Source organism: Stenotrophomonas sp. YJH_SMC_110 (genome assembly GCF_059369255.1).
In genome coordinates this window covers 268260-289834 of record NZ_JCAFSM010000005.1, presented here as the reverse complement: position 1 = coordinate 289834, position 21575 = coordinate 268260, and the positions used below count along the sequence as shown (strand labels likewise).

Annotated in this window: 20 protein-coding genes and 7 tRNA genes; 14 read left to right on the top strand and 13 right to left on the bottom strand. The window is 66.9% G+C overall.

What is annotated here, in order from left to right:
• Positions 1 to 109 precede the first annotated feature (109 nt).
• The 9 genes from AC5P6H_RS12210 (at position 110) to AC5P6H_RS12170 (ending at position 9952) form a co-directional block, all read left to right on the top strand.
• Complete coding sequence (locus tag AC5P6H_RS12210) at positions 110 to 724, top strand: CDP-alcohol phosphatidyltransferase family protein (RefSeq protein ID WP_014647547.1); 615 nt, start codon at positions 110 to 112, stop codon at positions 722 to 724.
• A gap of 22 nt (positions 725 to 746) precedes the next feature.
• Entirely contained in the window at positions 747 to 1811 is a 1065-nt protein-coding gene (gene phaE, locus AC5P6H_RS12205; RefSeq protein ID WP_126411090.1) for a class III poly(R)-hydroxyalkanoic acid synthase subunit PhaE, read from the top strand.
• On the top strand, positions 1808 to 2875 hold the full coding sequence (phaC, locus tag AC5P6H_RS12200; protein WP_046431281.1) for a class III poly(R)-hydroxyalkanoic acid synthase subunit PhaC: 1068 nt from the start codon (positions 1808 to 1810) through the stop codon (positions 2873 to 2875). Before phaE ends, phaC begins: the two co-directional genes overlap by 4 nt.
• Before the next feature lie 33 nt (positions 2876 to 2908).
• A complete protein-coding gene (locus AC5P6H_RS12195) occupies positions 2909 to 3277 on the top strand; it encodes a YfeK family protein (RefSeq protein WP_032956112.1) in 369 nt (122 codons plus the stop codon).
• A 64-nt stretch (positions 3278 to 3341) separates the two neighbouring features.
• Complete coding sequence (locus AC5P6H_RS12190; RefSeq protein ID WP_241887467.1) at positions 3342 to 3545, top strand: PspC domain-containing protein; 204 nt, start codon at positions 3342 to 3344, stop codon at positions 3543 to 3545.
• A complete protein-coding gene (locus AC5P6H_RS12185) occupies positions 3542 to 3994 on the top strand; it encodes a hypothetical protein (protein ID WP_049408098.1) in 453 nt (150 codons plus the stop codon). The genes AC5P6H_RS12190 and AC5P6H_RS12185 overlap by 4 nt, the downstream gene beginning before the upstream one ends.
• Before the next feature lie 750 nt (positions 3995 to 4744).
• Entirely contained in the window at positions 4745 to 4960 is a 216-nt protein-coding gene (locus tag AC5P6H_RS12180) for a hypothetical protein (protein ID WP_005410085.1), read from the top strand.
• Between the two features lie 207 nt (positions 4961 to 5167).
• Positions 5168 to 7555, top strand: a complete 2388-nt coding sequence (locus AC5P6H_RS12175) for a Tex family protein (protein ID WP_100450266.1) — start codon at positions 5168 to 5170, stop codon at positions 7553 to 7555.
• Positions 7556 to 7762: 207 nt separating this feature from the next.
• Entirely contained in the window at positions 7763 to 9952 is a 2190-nt protein-coding gene (locus tag AC5P6H_RS12170) for a PAS domain S-box protein (RefSeq protein ID WP_014647539.1), read from the top strand.
• A 140-nt stretch (positions 9953 to 10092) separates the two neighbouring features.
• Here AC5P6H_RS12170 and AC5P6H_RS12165 read toward each other — a convergent pair whose 3' ends face one another.
• The 3 genes from AC5P6H_RS12165 to AC5P6H_RS12155 all read right to left on the bottom strand — a co-directional run bounded on the left by AC5P6H_RS12165 (position 10093) and on the right by AC5P6H_RS12155 (position 11700).
• Entirely contained in the window at positions 10093 to 10245 is a 153-nt protein-coding gene (locus tag AC5P6H_RS12165; RefSeq protein WP_495202676.1) for a hypothetical protein, read from the bottom strand.
• A 13-nt stretch (positions 10246 to 10258) separates the two neighbouring features.
• Positions 10259 to 10549: a putative quinol monooxygenase gene (locus AC5P6H_RS12160; protein ID WP_046431272.1), complete on the bottom strand. Its 291-nt coding sequence runs from the start codon at positions 10547 to 10549 to the stop codon at positions 10259 to 10261.
• 62 nt (positions 10550 to 10611) lie between these two features.
• The gene (locus AC5P6H_RS12155) at positions 10612 to 11700 is read right to left on the bottom strand and encodes a DUF5694 domain-containing protein (RefSeq protein WP_014647537.1); all 1089 of its coding nucleotides are present in this window, start codon (positions 11698 to 11700) and stop codon (positions 10612 to 10614) included.
• Positions 11701 to 12280: 580 nt separating this feature from the next.
• Between AC5P6H_RS12155 and AC5P6H_RS12150 the strand changes: the two genes are divergently transcribed.
• Positions 12281 to 14107 carry a methyl-accepting chemotaxis protein gene (locus AC5P6H_RS12150; protein WP_329768163.1) on the top strand — a complete coding sequence of 609 codons (1827 nt, stop codon included), beginning with the start codon at positions 12281 to 12283 and terminating at the stop codon, positions 14105 to 14107.
• On the opposite strand, the gene AC5P6H_RS12145 is transcribed toward AC5P6H_RS12150, so the two are convergent.
• Together AC5P6H_RS12145 and AC5P6H_RS12140 are read right to left on the bottom strand one after the other, a co-directional pair.
• Positions 14104 to 15543, bottom strand: coding sequence for a GGDEF domain-containing protein (locus AC5P6H_RS12145; RefSeq protein ID WP_053495880.1), 1440 nt, complete (start codon positions 15541 to 15543; stop codon positions 14104 to 14106). The two genes, AC5P6H_RS12150 and AC5P6H_RS12145, sit on opposite strands and share 4 nt — an antisense overlap.
• A 305-nt stretch (positions 15544 to 15848) precedes the next feature.
• Positions 15849 to 15934 (bottom strand) — tRNA-Leu (locus tag AC5P6H_RS12140).
• Positions 15935 to 16066: 132 nt separating this feature from the next.
• Here AC5P6H_RS12140 and AC5P6H_RS12135 point away from each other — a divergent pair.
• Positions 16067 to 16447 (top strand): response regulator, encoded by a 381-nt coding sequence (locus AC5P6H_RS12135; RefSeq protein WP_032957303.1) that lies wholly within the window; start codon positions 16067 to 16069, stop codon positions 16445 to 16447.
• 123 nt (positions 16448 to 16570) lie between these two features.
• Here the strand turns inward: AC5P6H_RS12135 and AC5P6H_RS12130 are convergent, their stop codons facing one another.
• The gene (locus AC5P6H_RS12130; RefSeq protein ID WP_049404942.1) at positions 16571 to 17527 is read right to left on the bottom strand and encodes an SOS response-associated peptidase family protein; all 957 of its coding nucleotides are present in this window, start codon (positions 17525 to 17527) and stop codon (positions 16571 to 16573) included.
• Between the two features lie 76 nt (positions 17528 to 17603).
• On the opposite strand from AC5P6H_RS12130, the gene AC5P6H_RS12125 reads away from it, so the two are divergent.
• Entirely contained in the window at positions 17604 to 18020 is a 417-nt protein-coding gene (locus tag AC5P6H_RS12125; protein ID WP_014647532.1) for a GNAT family N-acetyltransferase, read from the top strand.
• A gap of 101 nt (positions 18021 to 18121) precedes the next feature.
• Here AC5P6H_RS12125 and AC5P6H_RS12120 read toward each other — a convergent pair.
• The 7 genes from AC5P6H_RS12120 to AC5P6H_RS12090 all read right to left on the bottom strand — a co-directional run bounded on the left by AC5P6H_RS12120 (position 18122) and on the right by AC5P6H_RS12090 (position 19433).
• Positions 18122 to 18197: transfer RNA gene (locus AC5P6H_RS12120), tRNA-Glu, on the bottom strand.
• Between the two features lie 47 nt (positions 18198 to 18244).
• Positions 18245 to 18320 (bottom strand) — tRNA-Ala (locus AC5P6H_RS12115).
• A gap of 45 nt (positions 18321 to 18365) precedes the next feature.
• Positions 18366 to 18441 (bottom strand) — tRNA-Glu (locus AC5P6H_RS12110).
• Positions 18442 to 18490: 49 nt separating this feature from the next.
• Positions 18491 to 18566: transfer RNA gene (locus tag AC5P6H_RS12105), tRNA-Ala, on the bottom strand.
• Positions 18567 to 18750: 184 nt separating this feature from the next.
• A tRNA-Glu gene (locus AC5P6H_RS12100) sits at positions 18751 to 18826 on the bottom strand.
• Positions 18827 to 18880: 54 nt separating this feature from the next.
• A tRNA-Ala gene (locus tag AC5P6H_RS12095) sits at positions 18881 to 18956 on the bottom strand.
• A 78-nt stretch (positions 18957 to 19034) separates the two neighbouring features.
• Positions 19035 to 19433: a heavy metal-responsive transcriptional regulator gene (locus tag AC5P6H_RS12090; RefSeq protein WP_014647531.1), complete on the bottom strand. Its 399-nt coding sequence runs from the start codon at positions 19431 to 19433 to the stop codon at positions 19035 to 19037.
• Positions 19434 to 19619: 186 nt separating this feature from the next.
• Between AC5P6H_RS12090 and AC5P6H_RS12085 the strand changes: the two genes are divergently transcribed.
• Positions 19620 to 20687 (top strand): GlxA family transcriptional regulator, encoded by a 1068-nt coding sequence (locus AC5P6H_RS12085; RefSeq protein ID WP_032957296.1) that lies wholly within the window; start codon positions 19620 to 19622, stop codon positions 20685 to 20687.
• Between the two features lie 81 nt (positions 20688 to 20768).
• On the top strand, positions 20769 to 21572 hold the full coding sequence (locus AC5P6H_RS12080) for a redoxin family protein (RefSeq protein WP_032957295.1): 804 nt from the start codon (positions 20769 to 20771) through the stop codon (positions 21570 to 21572).
• The last annotated feature ends 3 nt before the right edge of the window (positions 21573 to 21575 follow it).

The following is a 21575-nucleotide window of genomic DNA, read 5'->3' as shown; positions in this document are numbered from 1 at the left end:
ACCGCCGGTGACGACGGGTGAGGGGGCGGTGAAGGATCGGCTGAGCCAGCGCTGTCGCCAGCGGCGGCGCTCGCGGTAACCTGTGGGCCTTGATGCTCCGTGAGACCCCATGAAACGTCACTTCTCGATGCTGCGCGAATTCCAGCTGGCCGACTGGTTCACCCTGGCCAATGCTTTCTGCGGCACCGGTGCGGTCTTTGCCGCGATGCGCTTCCTGCAGGACGGCGAGCGCGGCTATCTGCTGTTCGGCATGGCGCTGATCCCGCTGGCCTTCATCTTCGACGCCCTCGACGGGCGCATCGCGCGCTGGCGCAAGTCCAGCTCCACCCTGGGCCGCGAGCTGGACTCGCTGTCCGACGTGATCTCCTTCGGCGTGGCGCCGGCGGCGCTGGCCTATGCCTGCGGCATGCAGGGCGGATGGGACTGGCTGGTGCTGAGCTACTTCGTCTGCTGCGGCGTCAGCCGCCTGGCACGCTACAACGTCACTGCCGAGGCGCTCGCCGGCGACGAGGGCAAGGTCACGTATTTCGAGGGCACCCCGATCCCGACCAGCCTGGTGCTGGTGATCGTACTGGCGATTGCCGCCGGCACCGATGCCATCGGCCAGAACATCTGGTTCGGCCAGTGGCAGATCGGCCCGTGGCAGCTGCACCCGATGGTGCTGTTGTTCGCCCTGTCCGGGTCGCTGATGATCAGCAAGACCTTGCGTATTCCCAAGCCATGAGCCAGCCCTGCGGAGGCCTGCGATGACCAGCTCGGCCCACGACACCGGCAGCAGCGATTTCGAAACCCTGGCCCGGCAGTATTTCGGCGCCTGGGGCGATGCCCTGCGCCATGCGAGCACGCCCGGCGCACCCGCCGGTGACGATCCCGGCAGTTGGCAGCGGTTGTTCGACTGGTGGGGCCAGCTGTTGCCCGAGCAGGCGCAGGGCGCGCCGGAAGATGCCGTGCGCCGGTTCCGCGAACAGGCGGGCAGCTGGTACGGCACCATGCAGGAGGTCGCCGCACGGTTTGCGGGCCGCGACGCCAGCAGTGCCGATGTGGCCCAGGCCTGGCGCGAGGCGGTGCAGGGGCAGGGCGACGGCATGCTCCAGTGGATGCTGCAGGGCGCCCGTGGCAGCACGCACGCCGGCGCCGCGGTACCCGAATTCGCCGCCTGGCTGCAGCAGTTCCAGCTGCAGGCGGGCCCGTGGCTGCAGAGCCCGGCATTCGGCCCCGGCCGCGAGCACCAGGCGCGCTGGCAGGCCCTGCTGCGTGCGCAGGAGGAATACCAGCAGCATTCGCGCGCCTATGTCGATCAGATCAAGCAGGCACTGGACGAAGCCTTTGCGCTGTTCGAGCAGCGCCTGGCCGAGCACGAACAGCCCGGCAGCCAGCTGACCAGCGCCCGCGCGATGTTCGACCTGTGGATCGAAGTTGCCGAGGAGGCCTACGCCAAGGTCGCCATGTCCGAACCGTTCCAGCAGGTGTACGCCTCGCTGGGCAACGCGCAGATGCGCCTGCGCGCCGGCCTGCAGCGGGAGGTGGAACAGATGAGTGAACGGATCGGCCTGCCGACCCGGAGCGAGATGGATGCCGCACACCGTCGCATCGCCGAGCTGGAGCGCAGCCTGCGCCGCCTGCAGGCGCAGGTGGCTGTGCTGGCCGGAACCGCTGAGGTCGATCCGGTGGCGCAGCCGGCGCCGGCGAAGGTGAAGCCAACTGCGCGCAAGACCGCGAAGAAGGCCGCGCCGGCAAAGAAGGCGCCTGCGAAGAAGACATCTGCGAAGAAGGCCGCACCTCGCGCTTCCGCTCGGGCGCGTGACCGATGAAGGGACCATTGGGCTTCAACGCCGATGACCTGATGCAGGAGAGCCTGGCCATGCAGCGCAAGCTGATGGAAGGGCTGAAGCTGCTGCCGCAGGTGGAAGACGTGGACTATGGCGTGACCGCGCGCGAGGAAGTCTGGCGCGACGGCAAGGTGGTGCTGTATCGCTTCGTCGGTGAGCAGGCGCCGACCCGGCGCACGCCGCTGCTGATCGTCTACGCGCTGGTCAACCGGCCGTACATGGTCGACCTGCAGGCCGACCGTTCGCTGGTGCAGAAGCTGCTGGCGCTGGGCCAGGACGTGTACGTGCTGGACTGGGGCTACCCGGACCGGTCCGAACGCTTCCAGACCCTGGAGGACTACCTGCTGCGCTACATCGACGGAGCGGTCGATGCGCTGCGCGTGCGCAGTGGTGGCCCGGTCGACCTGCTCGGCATCTGCCAGGGCGGCGTGTTCGCGCTGTGCTACGCAGCGTTGCGCCAACAGAAGCTGGGCAAGCTGATCACCATGGTCACCCCGGTCGATTTCCAGACCGCCGACAACATGCTCTCGCACTGGGCGCGGCAGGTGGACGTGGACCTGCTGGTCGATACGCTGGGCAACATCCCGGCCGACCTGATGAACGCCAGCTACCTGATGCTCAAGCCGTTCCGCCTGAACGTGCAGAAGTACGTCGGCCTGCTCGACATCCTCGATGACAAGGCGGCGCTGGAGGACTTCCTGCGCATGGAGAAGTGGATCTTCGATTCGCCGGACCTGGCGGGCGAGGCGTTCCGCGATTTCATCAAGCAGTTCTACCAGGCCAATGGCCTGATGAAGGGCACGGTAAGGATCGGCGAGGAAGCAGTGGACCTGTCGCAGGTGACGCTGCCGGTGCTGAACATCTACGCCGAGCAGGATCATCTGGTGCCGCCGGACGCCTCGCGCGCGATGCGCGGGCGCCTGGGCACGGACGACTACACCGAGTCCAGCTTCCGCGGTGGCCATATCGGCATCTACGTGTCCGGGCGCGCGCAGCGCGAAGTGCCGGCCACGATCGATGGTTGGCTGAAGGCGCGCGACCTGTAGAGTCGAGCCCTGCTCGACTGACTTGGAGGGATGATGACGTACCGGGTTTTGTTGATTCTTGCGGTACTGCTGGCAGCGCCCCTTGCCCAGGCCGCACCCAGTGCGGATGCACGGCGGGAGATCGCCCAGTTGATCGCCAGCCTGGACGGCTCCCAGTGCCGGTTCCAGCGCAATGGCAGCTGGTACGACGGCGGCGATGCGCGCGCGCATCTGCAGCGCAAGTACGACTATCTGCTGAAGAAGGACATGGTGGACAGCGCCGAGCAGTTCATCGAGCGCGCCGCCAGCCAGAGCAGCATGAGCGGCAAACCCTATCGCATCCAGTGCCCGGGGCAGCCTGAACAGACCGCAGCCGCCTGGTTCGGTGCGCGCCTGCAGGCGCTGCGTCACCGCACGCCGTAGACATGGGCAGGGTGTAGAGTCGAGCCACGCTCGACTGCCCTGTCCGTTGCCCGGAGCCGCCGCCATGAACACCACGCCCAAGACACTGTCGCGTTCATTGAACGACCGCATGATCGCCGGCGTGATGGGTGGCATTGCCCATCGCTTCGGCTGGAATGCCAACCTTCTGCGGGTGGTCTACGTGCTGCTGTCGCTGGCCTCGGCGGCCTTCCCCGGCATCCTGGTCTACCTGATCCTGTGGCTGCTGATGCCGAACGAGGCCGATTGAACACCGCCTCCCGGCCTTGGCCGATCTGGCTGCGCGCGCTGCAGGTGCTGGGCGCGGTGTGGACCCTGCCCAACACCCTGATCGGCCTGATGGGTGGGCTGGCCGGCATGCTCGGCGGCGCGACATTGCGCTGGAGCCGGCGTGACTGCGCGCTGGTGTTCGACCGCTGGCCGTGGGGGCCGGGTGGGGCGATCACCTTGGGCAATGTGATCCTGCACACGGGCCACGATCTTGGCATTTCCTGCCGGACCTACGCGCATCAGGCGGGGTGGGGCGTGGAGCCGCTGATCCGGCTGGACGACCATGAGCGTGCGCATGTCTACCAGTACATGGTGCTGGGGCCGCTGTACCTGCCGGTGTACCTGCTGTGTGGCGGGGTGAGTGCGCGCAATCCGTTCGAGCGGGCGGCCGATCATTTCGCCCGGTTCGGGCACGGCTGGTGGCCGTAGTTTCCAGCCAACGGCGCAGCCCCTCGTGGCTTGGTCGCGGAATGCCTGCTTCCTGGGGGCTGGCCGGGTGGGTGGGGCCAGCGCGGACGCCGTGAACCCATCCATGGGGGCTTGGCCGCGGCTTGCACGTGTGCGGTGTCCTGCGCACACGGCAAGACCGGGGTTGGGCGTCCTGCCCAACCCGTCGGGCGCATGCGTCCGACCCATGCCGCGGATACCCCGCCACCCCCACCCACCCGGCCGCTGACAGATTCCGTGCGCGTCCAGCCACGGAAGAGATAAAGAACAGCAGAAGCGGGTCGCGCGCTGCGCTTGCTCGTGTAGAGCCGAGCCTGCGCTCGGCTTCGCGGACTGGCCTGAAAGCAGCCGAGCGTGGGCTCGGCTCTACAAAAAGCGGCCAGGCAAGCTGTTTTTGCTTTTGATCTTCTTTTTTCTTTTCCGTGGCTGGACGTGCCCGAAAAACTGTCAGGGGCCGGGCGAGGTGGGTGCGCGGCCCAATCACATGAAACGCGTTACACGACCACCCACGAGGGGTTGCGCCGTTGGCGGGAATCCCCCACGGATTCGTTAGCCGGAAGTTAAGGATCCGTAAGCATTCTGCTGCGATCCCGCAGTCATCTGCATGCAACCGATCGTCATTAGCCTTCGTGACGTTCCAGTCAGGTTCGACGCGGTAAGCTCTCCCCCGATGAGCTCGCAGCATCGCTCATCGAGTGCAGTACGCAGTAGCAATTTGGAGGAATACATCACATGGCAATCGTTCTTTATGTCGGTGGTAGCAAGGATGGCGAGAAGGGCGTGGTGCCCTACGGCTTCAGCAAATCCCGCGCCGACACCGCGCTGGGGCCGGAGTTCTACACGGAGCGGTTCATGGAACTGCAGGGTGTCGGCAAGGTCCGCCTGATGGCCCTGGAAGGCATGCGTGACGAGATCGTCATGCAGCGCGCCGCCCGCCACTACCGCTGACCTACGCAACACGCGGCAGGGCGCGCCCACCATCGCGCGCCCGCGCCGGCATCCCAGCCCCGGGCCAGTCCGGGCCCGCTCTTTGCCAGGATGCCGGCGTCCACTCCGGCTACGCCGCTGTACCTCGTCCCCTGTCAATGCCTTGTCCGGCTCCGTCGTCGGTTGCCAGAATGGGGTCTTCCCGTAACGCGGCTCAGACCTGAAGCAATGCACGACGCCAAGAACGCCCAGAGCGCGCTCGCCCAGCAGATCGCCCAGACCATCGCCGACGAGATCGGTGCCCAGTCCGCCCAGGTACGCGCCGCCGTCGGCCTGCTCGACGAGGGCGCCAGCGTTCCGTTCATCGCGCGCTACCGCAAGGAAGTGACCGGTGGCCTGGACGACACCCAGCTGCGCAACCTGGAAACCCGGCTGACCTACCTGCGCGAGCTGGAGGACCGCCGTGCGGCGGTGCTGGCCAGCATCGGCGAGCAGGGCAAGCTCAGCGACGAGCTGCGCAATGACATCCTGGCCGCCGATACCAAGAGCCGGCTGGAAGACCTGTACCTGCCGTACAAGCCCAAGCGCCGTACCCGCGCCCAGATCGCCCGCGAGGCCGGTCTGGAGCCGCTGGCCGATGGCCTGCTGGCCGATCCGACGCAGGACCCGCAGACGTTCGCGGCCACCTTCGTCGATACCGACAAGGGGGTGGCCGACACCAAGGCCGCGCTGGAAGGCGCCCGCGCGATCCTGATGGAGCGCTGGGGCGAAGATGCCGCGTTGGTTGGCGAGCTGCGCACCTGGCTGGGCGAGACCGGCGTGATCCGTGCCCGCGTGGCCGAGGGCAAGGAAACCGAAGGCGCCAAGTACCGCGACTATTTCGAACATGCCGAATCTCTGGCGAAGATTCCCTCGCACCGGTTGCTGGCGCTGTTCCGCGCGCGCCGCGAAGAGATCCTGTTCCTGGAACTGGACCCGGGCAGCGATGCCGAAGCGGGCCACCAGTACGCCGAGGGTCGGGTGGCACGCAAGGCCGGCATCGCCGACCGGGGGCGTGCCGCCGACCGCTGGCTGCTGGATGCCTGCCGCCTGACCTGGCGCGCCAAGCTGCACACCCATCTTCTGCTGGACCTGTTCAACCAGGCCCGCGAAAAGGCCGAAGCCGAAGCCATCGCGGTGTTCGGCGACAACCTGAAGGACCTGCTGCTGGCCGCACCGGCCGGCCCGAAGACTGTGCTGGGCCTGGACCCTGGCATCCGTACTGGCTGCAAAATTGCCGTGGTCGATGCCACCGGCAAGCTGGTCGCCACCGACACCATCTACCCGCACGAACCGCGCCGCCAGTGGGAGCAGTCGGTGCAGACGATCAAGCAGCTGTGCGCCAAGCACAACGTGGAGCTGATCGCGATCGGCAATGGCACCGCCAGCCGCGAAACCGACAAGCTGGCCGGCGAAGCGATCAAGGCTGCCGCCAACCCGAAGCTGCAGAAGGTCGTGGTCAGCGAGGCGGGCGCCTCGGTGTACTCGGCCTCCGAGTTCGCGGCCAAGGAGTTCCCGGGGCTGGACGTGTCGCTGCGTGGCGCGGTATCGATCGCTCGTCGCCTGCAGGACCCGCTGGCCGAACTGGTCAAGATCGAACCCAAGGCGATCGGTGTCGGCCAGTACCAGCACGACGTGGACCAGTACCGCCTTGCGCGGGCGCTGGACGCGCGCGTGGAGGACTGCGTGAACGCGGTCGGCGTGTATGTCAACACCGCCTCGGCCGCGCTGCTGTCCCGGGTGTCCGGCCTGTCGGCCACGGTGGCCGAGAACATCGTGCGCCATCGCGACGACAACGGCCCGTTCAAGCGCCGCAAGGACCTGCTGAAGGTCGCGCGCCTGGGCGAGAAGACCTTCGAGCAGTGCGCCGGCTTCCTTCGCATCGCCGATGGCGACCAGCCGCTGGACGCCTCGGCGGTACACCCCGAAGCCTATCCGGTGGTTGAGCGCATCGTGGCCAGCACCGCGCGCCCGATCAAGGCGCTGATCGGTGACGGCAGCTTCCTGCGTGGCCTGAAGGCAGAACAGTTCACCGACGACACCTTTGGCGTCCCGACCGTGCGCGACATCCTGAAGGAACTGGAAAAGCCGGGCCGCGACCCGCGCCCGGAGTTCAAGGCGGCGCGCTTCGCCGAGGGCGTCGAGGACATCAAGGACCTGCGCGAGGGCATGGTGCTGGAGGGCGTGGTCAGCAACGTGGCCGCCTTCGGAGCCTTTGTCGATATCGGCGTGCACCAGGACGGCCTGATCCACATCTCGGCGCTCGCCGATACCTTCGTGAAGGACCCGCGCGACGTGGTCAAGGCCGGTGACATCGTCAAGGTGAAGGTGCTGGAGGTGGACGTGGCGCGCAAGCGCATCGCCCTGACCCGGCGCCTGGACGATACCCCGGGCCAGGCCACCAGCCGCCCGGGCCAGCGCGATGAGCGGGGCCAGGGCCAAGGGCCGCGCCGTGACGCTGGCGGCCAGAACCGTGGACCGAACCGCGGCCAGGGCGCTGGCGGCCGTCCGGCCCAGTCTGCGCCGCCGGCCAACAATGCCCTGGCCGAAGCCTTTGCCCGGGCCAAGCGCAGCTGAGGATCGTGCCCCCCGTCACGGTTGATCCGGGGCGGGGGGCTTGTCGGTTTTCCCCGTGATTGCGCACACTTGCGCCTGAGGGGGGCGTTTGGCCTCCCCGCTGTCGCTGGGGAGGACCATGACGCCAGCACGACCCGCCGTCTTCGTTGCAGGCCGCAGTGCTTCGCTGCGGTCGGCGCCTGCCCGTGCCGGCAGGGGACCGGAGTGATGCCGGGCCAGGGCACCCACGGCAATGGACTGCTGGAGCGCCGCCTGCAGGCGTTGGCTGAAGAGCGTCGCCGGCTGGCGATGATCATCGACGGTACCGCTGCGGGTACCTGGGAATGGAACGTGCAGACCGGCGAGATGCGGGTCAATGCGCGCTGGGCCGAGATTGTCGGTTATCGCCTGGATGAGCTGGAACCGATCTGCCAGAAGACGTTCCTGAAGCTGGTCCATCCCGATGACATTGCGCTGTCCGATGCAGCGCTGGACGACCATTTCGAAGGGCGCAGCGACAACTACGCCTGCCTGCTGCGCATGCGCCACAGGAACGGCCAGTGGATCTGGATCCAGGACCGTGGCCGGGTCTTTGAATGGGACGGGCAGGGCAAGCCGCTGTGGATGGCCGGTGCCCATGCCGATGTCACCGAACTGCAGCAGGCAAGGCAGGACGCGGCCGAGACCCGGCAGCGCCTGCAGGCCGTGGTCGATGCGTCCGATGAGGTGGCGGTGATCGCCACCGATACCGATGGCACCATCACCCTGTTCAACACGGGGGCGGAGCGCCTGCTGGGCTACAGCGCGGCGGAGGTGGTCGGCCAGCGCCGGCTCGACGCCTTCCACGATCCAGCCGAACTGAAAGCGTGGTTGCAGCCGCTGGCTGATGCTGATGGCAATCTTCCCGGCGTGTTCGAGGCGCTGAGCGCGCGTGCCGACGGGCAGACCTACTCGCGGCAGTGGACGCTGCTGCGCAAGGATGGCCAGTCACGCCAGGTACGCCTGTCGATCAGCCGCATGGAGAGTGCCGATGGAACGCGCATCGGCTACGTCGGCATGGCCATCGACATTACCGAGATCCTGCAGGCACGCGCCGAAGCACGACTTTCGGCAGAGAAGTTCGCTGGCGCGTTCACCTCCGCCGCACTGGGCATGGCACTGGTGTCGCTGGAAGGACGCTGGCTGGATGTCAACGACGCGCTGTGCCGGATACTGGGCTACCCGCGAGAAGAGCTGCTGCAGGTCGATTTCCAGCGCCTGACCCATCCCGATGACCTGCAGACCGACCTGGCCCTGGTACAGGACCTGTTGGCCGGGCGACGCAGCCACTATCACCTGGAAAAGCGCTACCTCGACCGCGACGGCCGCATCATCTGGGCGCGGCTGTCGGTGTCGCTGGTGCGCAACGAGCATGGCGAACCGCTGCATTTCGTGTCGCAGATCCAGGACATCACCGCCCAGCGCAGCAGCGAGCAGCGCCTGTTCGAGAGTGAACAACGCAGCCGAATCACGCTGGATGCGGTGGCCGACCTGGTGCTCAGCGTCAGCCTTGATGGCCGCATCGACTACGCCAACGCGGCTGCGGTGCGCACCCTGGCCGGTGATGGCGCCTTGTCGCTGGCCGGGCACAAGGTTCAGGACGTGCTGGCGCTGACCACCGAGTACGCGCCCGGTTCGGTACTGGATGTGACGGTGCTGCTGGACCCGGAGAGCAACGCGGTGGACCTGCACGCCGACCTGCTGCTGCGCCTGGGCACGGCAACGGTGCCGGTGGACCTGACCCGCGCCTGGCTGCGCGATGACGAAGGCCACGTGCGCGGCGCGGTGTGGGTGCTGCGCGACGACACCCAGCAGCGGGCACGCCAGCGCGAAGCCCGCCACCTGGCCGAGATCGATCCGCTCACCGAACTGAGCAACCGCCGCGGTTTCGAGGTGCACCTGCAGCAGGCGATCACCCGCGTGGAGCGCACCGGCCAGGCCGCCTCGCTGATGTACATCGATCTGGACCGCTTCAAGCCGGTCAACGACACCTGGGGCCATCTGGCCGGCGATGCCGTGCTGTGGGCGGTGGCCAGCGTGCTGCGCCATGGCGTGCGCGATTCGGACGTGGTGGCACGGTTGGGCGGCGACGAATTCGCGGTCATCCTGTCCGGTTGCACGCCGCGGCGTGCGGCCCGCATCGGGGGCGAGCTGCTGCACACCCTGGCCGCGCTGTCCATTCCGTGGGACCAGGACCGGCTGCGGATCGGTGCCAGCATCGGTATCGCGCCGCTGGCCGGCGGCATGAGCGTGGACCAGGCGGTGGCTGCGGCCGATGCCCAGTGCTACCGGGCCAAGGCGATGGGGCGCAACAACGTGCAGGTGCAGGGCGAGTTGTCCCAGCTTCCGGGTGACGATCCCGACGCCGCGGAGGACTGATCTCAGCCTGTGAGAGGACGCGCGCGAATACTGCGCGCACTCCACTCACGCAGGTAACCTCCATGAATGCCTGGAACCCGGTTGCGGTACGCAAGTTCATTCCGGCCCTGATCGGCTGGTGCCTGGCGCTGGCCGCCTGTCTACGCGCCGAACAGCTGCGCGGCGACCTGCACGCACGGGCGTTGTTGCCCGTGTTGCAGCAAGGTGCGGTCGCGCTGCTGGTCCTGAGCCTGTCCTGCACGGTTGCGGCCTGCCTGTTGCTGTGGCGGCATGGCCGCAGCGATCATATGCATCCCGCTGCAGGCACTACACCCGTACGGCATCCATCAGCAGGAACCGGCACGGCGCACACTGGAAGGCATTGATCTGTGGCACAAGGCGCTGGAAGTGTTCGCTGGCACAGTGCAGGTCGAGCGCGGCGCGGTCGGGCCACAGCTCGATGAAGATGAAGTGGCCCGGATCCTTCTGGTCGACGAACAGTTCATAGCCGAGGCAGCGCGGCTCGCGCAGCGTGCATGCGACCAGCTCCCGGTACAGGGGAAGCACGGTGTCCACCGCATCGGGATGGATGAAATCCTCGGCGATCACTTTCAGCATGTCGGCACCTGCGAATCGGGCCTTGCAGGATAGCGCCGGCGCATGGCCGGCACCTGTTCCCGTCAACGCAATACCGTGTCCGCACTGACCAGCCGCACGTCATGCATCTGATTGAGGTAGGCCTCGTAGTAGCCCTTGTGCGAGGCACCCACGATGGCCAGCATGCGTCTGCCAGGATGCTGGCTCAGCACGTCGCGGATGTTGGCGACCATGCGCAGGTTGCGGGTTTCCCAGTAACCGACGTACATCCGGCCGAACGCCTTGGAGGACGGCTCGACGAGCGTCGCGCCGAAGTCGCTCTGGTAGGCGGCCATCGCCGCCGCCGGGCTGTTGTAGTCCCGATACAGCGCCATGACACCGCCGGGCTTGTCCAGATCGGCCACGAGGCGTTCATCGGCCTCCCGCCGCGCGCGCGAGTGCGTATTGTTCCAGGCACCGGTGATGGCCGCGCTGGCCGCCGCTTCATCCTCGGCGGGCGTGGGCGAATCGGCCGTGTGGTCGTCCACGGCCCACAGGCGTTCCTGCCCGAGGCGGGCGGCGACCTCGGCGGCGATCAGGTGGGTTTCATTGCGGCGAACCAGGCCTTTTTCGAGGATCTCGACCAAGGCAGGTGTCAGTCCATCACCGCCTTTGCGCTCAGACGCAGGCAGGCGCAGCCACTGCACCTGCGCCGAGCCGCGTTCACCCGCTGCCAGGAACAATGCTGCGAGCCGACGACGCTGGGCGGGCGTCGGCTCGTCCGGCCAGGTCGCAAGCAGGTGCTCGGCCTGGGTGTTCGCCGTAGGCACGTCCAGTCCGGTCGCAGCCTGCGCAGCGGTGGTGTCGAAGCAGTAGGTGGCCACGCTCTCCGCATAGCGTGCCGGGTAGCGACGCATGAAATCGCACTGCAGGCCTGACAGGTCTTCGGTGGCGATCAGCTCGGGCTTCCAGGCGACCAGTCGCTGCAGCAACGGTTCAAGCAAGGCGGGCTGGAAGGACTTGGGCAGGCCGGACAAGTGGGGGGTGCCCAGTACCAGCACTTCGTTCGGGCGCCCGGCAGGCGGGCCCTTCAGCTGGTCGGGATGGAAGCTGGGGCGGTAGGTGGCGTCGGCAGCGAAGGCGCCGCTGCTGCACAGGCCCAGGATGAGGAAACTGGCCAGGCGTGGGAACATGCGATCTCCGTGTCAGTGAGCGTCCTGCGGTTCGCTGCATGCTGGCCAGTTTCATCTGCCATCGGATCTCCCGTTGGTCATGCAAACCTTTTCCGCTTGAACTGCATCCGCGTGCCGGGCAAGGCTATGCCCAGTGACGGCGACAACGCGCGACATATGCCCTGACGACACCCGGTGCCGAGCAGAACCTGCCCAGCCGGCGCCTGGCGAAACCGCTCGGCGGTGCCCCTGTCGCGCGTGAGCAGAATGTGAAGTGCATCGCGATTGTCTACCGCATCCCTGCAGCAGCATCTGAAGATGCGATGGACGTCGCGGAATCCGGCTAAAGCCACCGATCGCATCGCCGATATTCCCTCTGGATCCCGCTCAAGTCGCCCGCTGCAGGACCCCAGGCTGCCCCCGACGGGCGGCCCGCGCTGTGTGTTCCGCCGCTCCCTATGCCGATCGCACCCGCACCAGACGTTCTTGCCAGCCGCTCGAGGGGTGCCTGCCGGTACCTGTAGTCCCAAGCAACTGAAGTTGCCGCCGGGCATCCCGCCCGTCGGGTCGCAACCGCTTACCGGACACCGAGGATCAGACAATGCTCATTCCAGGCTTTACGGCGGGCGCGCAGGCGCCGGCCGAGCTGCATACCCGTTGGTCGCCGTGGCGCGCCCTGCTGGGCGCGCTGGCACCGCAGCACCGCAGCGACGTCGAGGCGGCGGCCGATGGCCGTGCCGAGCTGGAGGCGCAGGTCGCGGCGCTGCACCGGGTCCAGGCGGTCATCGAGTTCGCCCTCGATGGCACCATCCTGCAGGCCAACGAGAACTTCCTGCAGGCGATGGGTTACCGGCTGGAGGAGATCCAGGGCAAGCATCATTCCCTGTTCGTCGACCCCGAGCAGGCGCGCAGCGCCGGATACCGTGACTTCTGGGCGCGGCTGGGTCGTGGCGAATATGACGCGGGCCAGTACCGGCGTTTTGGCAAGAACCAGCGCGAGATCTGGATCCAGGCCTCGTACAACCCGGTGCTGGACCGGCAGGGGCGTCCGTACAAGGTGGTCAAGTTCGCCACTGACATCACTGCGCAGAAGCTGCAGGCGGCCGACTCGGCCGGCCAGCTGGCGGCGATCGACAAGTCGCAGGCGGTGATCGAGTTCAGCATGGATGGCCGCATCCTGTCGGCCAACGACAACTTCCTGGCTGCCACCGGTTACAGCCTGGATGATGTGCGTGGCCAGCACCACTCGCTGTTCGTCGAACCTGAGTATCGCTGCAGTGCCGAGTATCGGCAGTTCTGGGAAAAGCTCGGCCGTGGCGAATATGATGCCGGCCAGTACCGGCGCCTCGGCAAGGGCGGACGCGAGGTCTGGATCCAGGCGTCCTACAACCCGATCCTGGACCTCAACGGGAAGCCGTTCAAGGTGGTCAAGTACGCCACCGACATCACCGCGCAGGTGCATGAGAACCAGGCCATGCAGCGTGCCGTGGCGCAGACCCGTGAAGTGGTGGCGGCCGCCAAGGAGGGCGACCTGACCCGGCGCGTGGCCACCGCCGACAAGACCGGGCCGATCGCCGAGCTGTGCGAAGGGGTGAATTCGCTGGTCGAGGCGATGGCCGCGATCATCGGCCAGATCAAATTCGCCGCTGACACCATCGCCGTCGGCGCCACCGAGATCGCGCAGGGCAACAGCGATCTGTCGCAGCGCACCGAGCAGCAGGCAGCGTCGCTGGAAGAGACCGCGGTGTCGATGAAGGGCCTGGCCGAGACCGTGCAGCGCACCGCGACCAACGCACGGCAGGCCAGTCAGCTGGCCGGTGGTGCCGCCGATGTCGCCGCGCGCGGCGGTAACGTAGTGCACGAAGTGGTGGAAACCATGGCGGTGATCAACGCGTCCTCGCGCCGCATCGTCGACATCATCGGCGTGATCGACGGCATCGCCTTCCAGACCAACATCCTTGCCCTGAACGCCGCGGTGGAAGCCGCGCGTGCGGGCGAACACGGGCGTGGCTTCGCCGTGGTCGCCACCGAGATCCGGGAACTGTCGCAGCGCTCGGCCAGTGCCGCCAAGGAGATCAAGCAGCTGATCGATGCGTCGGTGGCCAATGTCGGTGCCGGTACCGCGCAGGTTGAGAGCGCCGGCCGCACCATGGACGAGATCGTGGTCAACGTGCGCCGGGTCAGCGACCTGATGTCCGAGATCAGCACGGCCGCGCAGCAGCAGAGCGACGACATCCAGCAGATGAACCATGCCGTCGATCTGATCGACCAGGGCACCCAGCAGAACGCCGCGCTGGTCGAGGAAGCTTCGGCCGCGGCGCGCAGCATGGAAGAACAGTCGGCGCAGCTGCTGCAGACGGTGGCCAGCTTCCGCGTGCAGGGTGGGGCGGGGCACCTGCATGGTGCGGCGGTGCTGCGCGCGGTCTAGGCGCGGCGGTCGGCGTGTTGTTCCCCGGCCTCGACGGCCGGGGCGGCGTGCACGCAGTTGCGGCCGGCATGCTTGGCCCGGTACAGGGCCTGGTCGGCACGCTCGACCAGGCTGCGCGGGTCACCCTGGTCATGCGCGGCCTGCCAGGCCACGCCGATGCTGATGGTCACGTGGGCCTGGGCGGCGGGCAGGGCGGCGGCTTCCACGGCGGCGCGCAGGCGCTCGCCCAGGCCCAGGGCGTGGCCGATGTCGGGCGCGGGCAGGGCGGCGATGAACTCCTCGCCGCCGTAGCGGGCCAGCAGGTCATCACCGCGTTGCAGGCAGCCGTCGAGGATCGCGGCGACCGCCTGCAGGCGGCGATCACCTTCCGGATGCCCGTAGGTGTCGTTGAGTCGCTTGAAGTGGTCGATATCGATCATCAGCACCGCCAGCCCCACGCCCTGGCGACGGGCGCGGCCGTGCGCGCTGCCGAGCGCTTCATCGAAGTTGCGCCGGTTGCCGAGCCCGGTCAACGGATCGCGCCGGGCCAGCAGCGCCAGCTCGTCGCGCTCACGCTGGATCTGCACCTGGGTGAGCACGCTGCGCAGGGCATGGCCGAGCATGGCACCGATGAACCCCACGGTGGCCAGGGTCGGCTGCAGGCGTGCCACCAGCAGCGCCACCATCATCAGCAGCAACGGCAGCATCAGCGGCACGCCGGCATCGACGATGCGGCGGAGGTTGCGCGGCACAGCCACCGCCGGTGGGCGGTACGTGCTGCCGGCCAGCACTGCCAGCAGCACGAACAGCCCGCTGATCAGCAGGTCGCCCCAGCCACCATCGGGTACCTGCGGCTGCCAGGTATTGATGTAGAGCGCCATCAGGAAGTAGCCGAGCGCGTAGATCGTCAACGTGCGGAAGAAGTCGCGGCGGTCGGCATTGTCCTCGGCCAGGAAGCGGATCAGCGCGAAGCAGAACACCAGGCTGTTCTGCACGTTGCTCAGGGTGTGCAGGCATTGCGTCCACAATGCGGTGTTGAGGTGTGCCATCGCCCGCGTATGCACGAAGTACAGCAACCACAGCAGCGCGATGACCGCCAGGTCCACCGCACGGATACAGCGGTTGCCGCCGCCTGGGCTGGCGGCAACGTAGGTCAGCGGAATCCGGTAGAACACATACAGGATCAGCGACGAGGCGGTCATCTGCGCAGGGCTGAGGCCGGCCACATTGCGATACAGCAGGGCCAGCAGGGCCAGCGAGAACAGGCCGACGGCAGCGCCCAGCGTTCGCCACTTGCAGGCCGCCTGGCTGTCGCGCGCGCGTCGCACGCAGGCCAGAGCGGCCAGAAGGGGGGCGGTGATCAGCATCAGGTAGGAGCCAACCGGGTCCTGCGGGCCGATCAAGGCAATGACGAGCGCGTGCGTGACCATGAAAAACAGTGCCGCACGCAACGTCATGCATTCCCCCGCCCCCAGATCCGGCTGGGATCACGATAGGCAGAAGTAGGTGAGGCTGGCAAGAAAAGTGTGCGCTAGTGCTATTCACAACCTTGTCGGTTGTCACATTTTCGTTTCAGCGGGGTGACACGACGGCGTTGACGTGGGCGTACGTCCAGCAGTCGCGGGGCTGCCCCCGCAGGTGGCGATGGGCGCGCAGTATGTCGGCGAGCGTGGGAGGGGCATGCTGGGGCATCCTCGCCAGTGTCGGCGCTCCGGTCCGGGAAATGCAAAAGGCCAGGTCATGGACCTGGCCTTTGATGCAGTGGTGCCGGTGAAAGGACTCGAACCTTCATGGGGTCACCCCCGGCTGATTTTGAGTCAGCTGCGTATACCATTCCGCCACACCGGCAGGCAGCGTGCGAGTGTAACCGAGGTCGGCAGGAGATGCCTAGTAGGAGAGCCTATCAGGGCGGTTCCTGTCGGCATTGGCCCCTTGGTAGCTATACTCCCGACGTGCAATTGCCTCCAGGAGCGGTAGCTGATGACAGTGTTGCAGGACCTGAGGGTGCTGGTGGTCGAGAACGACGAGATGAGTGCGGCCCTGCTGCAGATGCAGCTGGTGCATGCCGGTGCGACTGTGGTCGGGCTTGCCGCGAGTGTGTCCGAGGCCCTGCGGCTGCTGGAGCAGAGCACTCCTGACGTGGCCCTGCTGGATTACCGGCTGGCCCGCAACGAGACCAGTGAGCCAGTGGCTGCAGCGCTTTCGGCGCGTGGCATTCCGTTCGTGCTGGCCACCGGGATGCTGGCCGAGCAGCTGCCTGCGCCGATGCTGGCCGGCCTGTTGCTGGTCAAGCCGTACCTGTCGGCCGATCTGTCGCGGGCGCTGGCGCGTGCGGTGGGACGCTCCAGCGCCAAGGCCTGAGCCGCTCGCCACGCACCGGCAGGGGGAAGCTGCGGGGGCTGAATCCTCACGTCTGCGATGCGCGGCGGCAACCCCTGATCCAGGAGCCCTGCCCACGCGCGGTTTTTCATTCGCGTCCGGCGCTCAGCCCGCTTCCTCGTACACGTAACGGATTTCCTCGCGGTCATCGAGGATGCGGTACTGGCGCGCCAGATCATCCGGTTCGGGGTTGAGCCAGGCGTCCAGGTGTTCCCTGCGGATCGGTACCACGCCGCGGTCATGCCCGGCAGCGGCGACGTCGCTGGGCGGTGTGTCGGTGATCGTGGCAAACGAAAGCAGGCGGCCTTCCGGTCCTTCCCATTCCGCCCAGAGGCAGGCCAGCAGCAGGTCGCGGGGTGGATCGGGGCGGAATTCGAGCACCACGTCCTGCTCCTTTTCGTCGGCACCGAGGCTGCGGCCGGCGATGGCGTGGCGGGGCACGTGCTCGTAGAAAGCCTGCACCACCACCACGCCGTGGCGCAGTCCGAACGCACCCCGCCAGTAACCTTCCAGGCTGTCGCGCCGCGCGTTGTAGGTGCCGGGGTACAGCACGTCGTTGCGCGCCGGCTTGTCCGGCAACCGGCACTGGTAGCGCATCGGCTTGATCACGCGCCGGCCGTTCTCGCTGACCATCACCGGCGCGTAGGTGCCGGGGAAAATGCGGTTGTCGCGCGGCAGCAGCTGCACCCGATGCAGGTCGTCCAGCCGGGCCTGCGCGCGCTCGATGCGGTTGCCAGCCACGCGCAGGTCATTGCGCGCTTTCTGCGTGGGCCGGGTGGCCAGCGTGGCATGGGCAATATCGCGTCGTTCGCGCTGCCGGACCAGTTCAGCCTCCAGCGCCTGCTGCTCCTGCGCATGCCATTGCTGGATCTTCGCCACGATGTCCCGGCCCTGTTCGGTACGCGCACCGGCGAACCCGTCATCCATCGCCTTCGGCGTCTTCGGCCGCTTCTTGCCTGGATCGTGTGCGTACAGTTCGGCGAACTCCTCCAGCGACAGGATGGCGCCGAACTCGCGTACCAGCTTGGCGTAGTCAGCGCGGATCAGGGCGGAATAGCACATGGGACTCTGGGGGCCTGGGTCGCAGCGGCTGCGACGTGGATGCGGCAGGATAGCCCGACCCATCTGGAGATGCCGCATGACTGATTCCATCACCTGCCAGTTCCGCGAAGCCGTGCCCACGGTCGAGGACTACTGCCGGTTGCGCGTGCTTGCAGGCCTCAGTGCCAAGGCCCGGGAAGCGGCCGCCCGCGCGCTGCCCAATACGCTGTTCGGCGTGTGTGCCTACCAGGGCACTGAGCTGGTGGCGATGGGCCGTATCGTCGGCGATGGCGGCTGCCACCTGCAGGTCTGTGATATCGCGGTGCTGCCGCGGTTGCAGGGGCAGGGCCTGGGCAAGGAAGTGATGCGGCGCCTGGATGGCTGGATGCAGGCCAACCTGCCGCCATCGGCGTACGTCAGCCTGCTGGCCGATGGCGAGGCGCATCGGTTGTACGCACAGTTTGGTTTCGCGCCCACGGCACCGGCATCGATCGGGATGTATCGGCGGTTCTGAGCCGTAATCGGGGTGAAGCCATCCACACCATGCGTGGATAGGGCCTTCCCAGGAATCACAGGCAAAGAAAAACCCCGATCGGAGTCGGGGTTTTCAAGAATTGGCGTCCCCACGGGGATTCGAACCCCGGTCGCCACCGTGAAAGGGTGATGTCCTAGGCCTCTAGACGATGGGGACGCACGAAAACTTCAAGTTGTAGATCCTTCGACGGCCTAATGTCGAAGTGGTGGAGCCAAGCGGGATCGAACCGCTGACCTCCTGCATGCCATGCAGGCGCTCTCCCAGCTGAGCTATGGCCCCATGAAACTCCGGATGATCTGCCGGGAGCAGAGTCCGTTTTGAAACTGGCGTCCCCACGGGGATTCGAACCCCGGTCGCCACCGTGAAAGGGTGATGTCCTAGGCCTCTAGACGATGGGGACGCACGAAAAACTTCAAGTTGTAGAACCTTCGACGGCCTAATGTCGAAAGTGGTGGAGCCAAGCGGGATCGAACCGCTGACCTCCTGCATGCCATGCAGGCGCTCTCCCAGCTGAGCTATGGCCCCGTGTTACCGAGCCGCCTATCATACCTGCGTGTTCAAGTTTGTGGAAGTTTTTTTTGAACTTTTTTCGTTCCGGTTCGACCATCGCCACGAGGGCAGGGGAACCGCAACGCCACAACCTGAATGCCGGTAGGCGGTGAACAAAAAAGACCCGGTTATCGGCCGGGTCCTCGTTGTTCGTGATGAGTGGCGTCCCCACGGGGATTCGAACCCCGGTCGCCACCGTGAAAGGGTGATGTCCTAGGCCTCTAGACGATGGGGACGCAATTCTCATCAATGTTCTTTAGCGACCTTTCGACGGCCTAATGCCGAAAGATTGGTGGAGCCAAGCGGGATCGAACCGCTGACCTCCTGCATGCCATGCAGGCGCTCTCCCAGCTGAGCTATGGCCCCACGTCGCTGAGGAGCGAAATAATAGCCTTGCCCCCGGGGGTTGGCAAGCATTTGTTGCACTTTTCTTCACGCGCGTTGCTATGCCGCGTCGTCGGTCAGCGCCGCCAGGATCGGGCACTGATCCAGCGTGCCGTGGCCGGGGCAGGCGTCGACCAGCTGAGAAAGCGCGGTGTGCATGCGCTGCAGTTCGGCCATGCGTTGTGCAATGTCCTGCAGCCGGGCCTGCGCCGTGTCGCGCACACTGCCCATGTCCTGTGAGTGGCGGTCACTGAGCGCCAGCAGTTCGGCGATTTCTTCCAGGCTGAAGCCCAGCGTCTTGGCGCGGCGGATGAAGCGCAGCCGGCGCAGGTCCTGCTCACCGAAGATGCGGTAGCCCCCGGCCGAGCGTGCCGCCGTGGGCAGCAACTGCTGGCGTTCGTAGTAGCGCACCGTATCGATCGGCACGCCGGCCCGGCGTGCCAGTTGACCAATGTTCATGGCGGATTCCTGCGGATGCTGCCGCTCATTGTGAAGCCTTGAGTCTGGTCCAGGGTCAAGGTCTCGTCGCTGACGGCGCATTCAGCGCACTTTGCAACTTTCTTCATAGCCCCACCGTCGTGGCAGTTCCTACCCTGCGCCTGAACCGGCCGCTGGACGGCCTGCAACGAACCGAGGAGATGGTCTGTGGAAGGATTCAGGAACGAAGGATTCGTCGAGGTCGCGGTGGTCGAATACCCGGGAGGCGACCCGTCGGCCGCCTCCGTGCTGACCGAGATGGCACATGTCGCCAACCGGCTTGCCCAGCAGCAGCGCCGTCCGTTCAAGCGTGTCCTGGTGACCCGCTGGATCGTGCCGGCCAGCCAGACCGGCGTGCATCGCATTGCCGGCGCGGAGATGCTCGAGGCGGACATCCCCGCCGTGATCGCCGTGCCTGGCCAGATCAGCCAGGGCGTCTGCCTGCGCGCCGATGAGGTGCTGCTGGATTGGCTGCGCGCGCATTACGACGGTGGCAGTCTGCTGGCTGCCGCCAGCGACGGTGTCAGCATGCTGGCACGCGCCGGTCTGCTGGCTGGGCGCACCGTCAGTGGTCCGGATCTCGGGCGCCATCCGGGCCTGCAGGGGCAGTCGGCCAGCTGGGTACCCAGCGAGCGCGCGCTGGTCGATGACGGCGACCTGCTGACGGTGGCCGGTTCCCAGGCCTGGCGCTTCCTCGCCCTGCGCCTGCTGTACCGGCTGCACGGCCAGGGGGTGGCGAGTTCCGTGGCGCAGCAGCTGGGGATCACGGTTCCGGCGGCGATCCAGCAGGATCTCGAGCGTTTCAGTGCCAACTTCGCCCACGGCGATCGCGACGTACTGAAGGCGCAACGCTGGCTGCATACCACCGCTGCGCGAGGCGCCACGCTCGGTGCGATCTGTGAGATTTCCGGGCTGGAGCCGCGCACCCTGCAGCGGCGCTTCCTGAAGGCCACCGGCCTGCGCCCGATCGAGTATTGCCAGCGGTTGCGTATCGCCAAGGCGCAGACGCTGTTGCAGCAGGGGGCGGGTATCGATGAAGTGGCCTGGGGCGTGGGCTATGCCGACCAGAGCGCATTCCGTCGCCTGTTCCTGCGCATTGTTGGAATGACGCCGGCCAACTATCGCCGGTTGGTCAACAACAAGCGGCGCGAGCGGCCGCTGTTGTCATCGGTGGCGGGCAGCCTGCGTGGGCTGCAACCGGCGCCCGGCATGCAGATGCCGCGCAGCGTGGCCTGATGCCTGCGGTAGGCGTCGCGCTTGCAACCTGGGCGCGACGCTTCGACCATGCAGGCAACGGATGATGGGGCAGGTGGGCTGATGTCGAGTGTAGGACCGGTGCCGATGCCGGTGGTGTTGATCCTGATGTGCGTGCTGCTGGCCATGGCGGTAGCACGCCTGTGGCCGCGTCGGAAAGACGGGATGGCAGTGCCTTCCGCGGCCAGCCTGGTTCTGGACATGTTGCTGATCGGCCTGCTGTGCGGACGCATCAGCTTCGTCGCCTTGAACTTCGCGCTTTACCGTGAGGCCCCGTGGAGCATCCTGCAGATCGCCGACGGTGGGTATCACCTTGCAGTCGTGCTGGCTGCGGGCCTGGCGTGGGGCACCTGGCGGCTGCGGCTCTGGCGCGCGTTGCGTGCGCCGGTGCTGGCGGGCGCACTGGTGGGCGTGGTGTCGTGGGTGGTGGGCAGCCACCTGCTGTCAGCTTGGCAGGAGCAGCGGATGCCGCTGCCGGCGGTGCAGGTGGCCGATCTGCAGGGGCGCGTGATCGACCTGCAGCAGTTCCGGGGCAAGCCACTGGTGCTGAATCTCTGGGCCAGCTGGTGTGGGCCCTGCCGGCGCGAGATGCCGGTGCTGGCATCCGCACAGCAGACCCACACCGACGTGCAGTTCGTGTTCCTCAACCAGGGGGAAACCCTGGACGAAGTGAAGGGTTTCATCGCATCCGAGCAGCTCCGGCTGGGCAATGTACTGCTGGACGATACCGCCTCGGCGTCAACCGTGCTGGGTGTGCAGGCCTATCCGTCGACGCTGTTCTTCGACGCCGAAGGTCGCCTGCGTGAACTGCACCTTGGCGAACTGACGGCCGCGGGTCTTGAACACAAACTGCGCCGGCTGCGGTAGCCT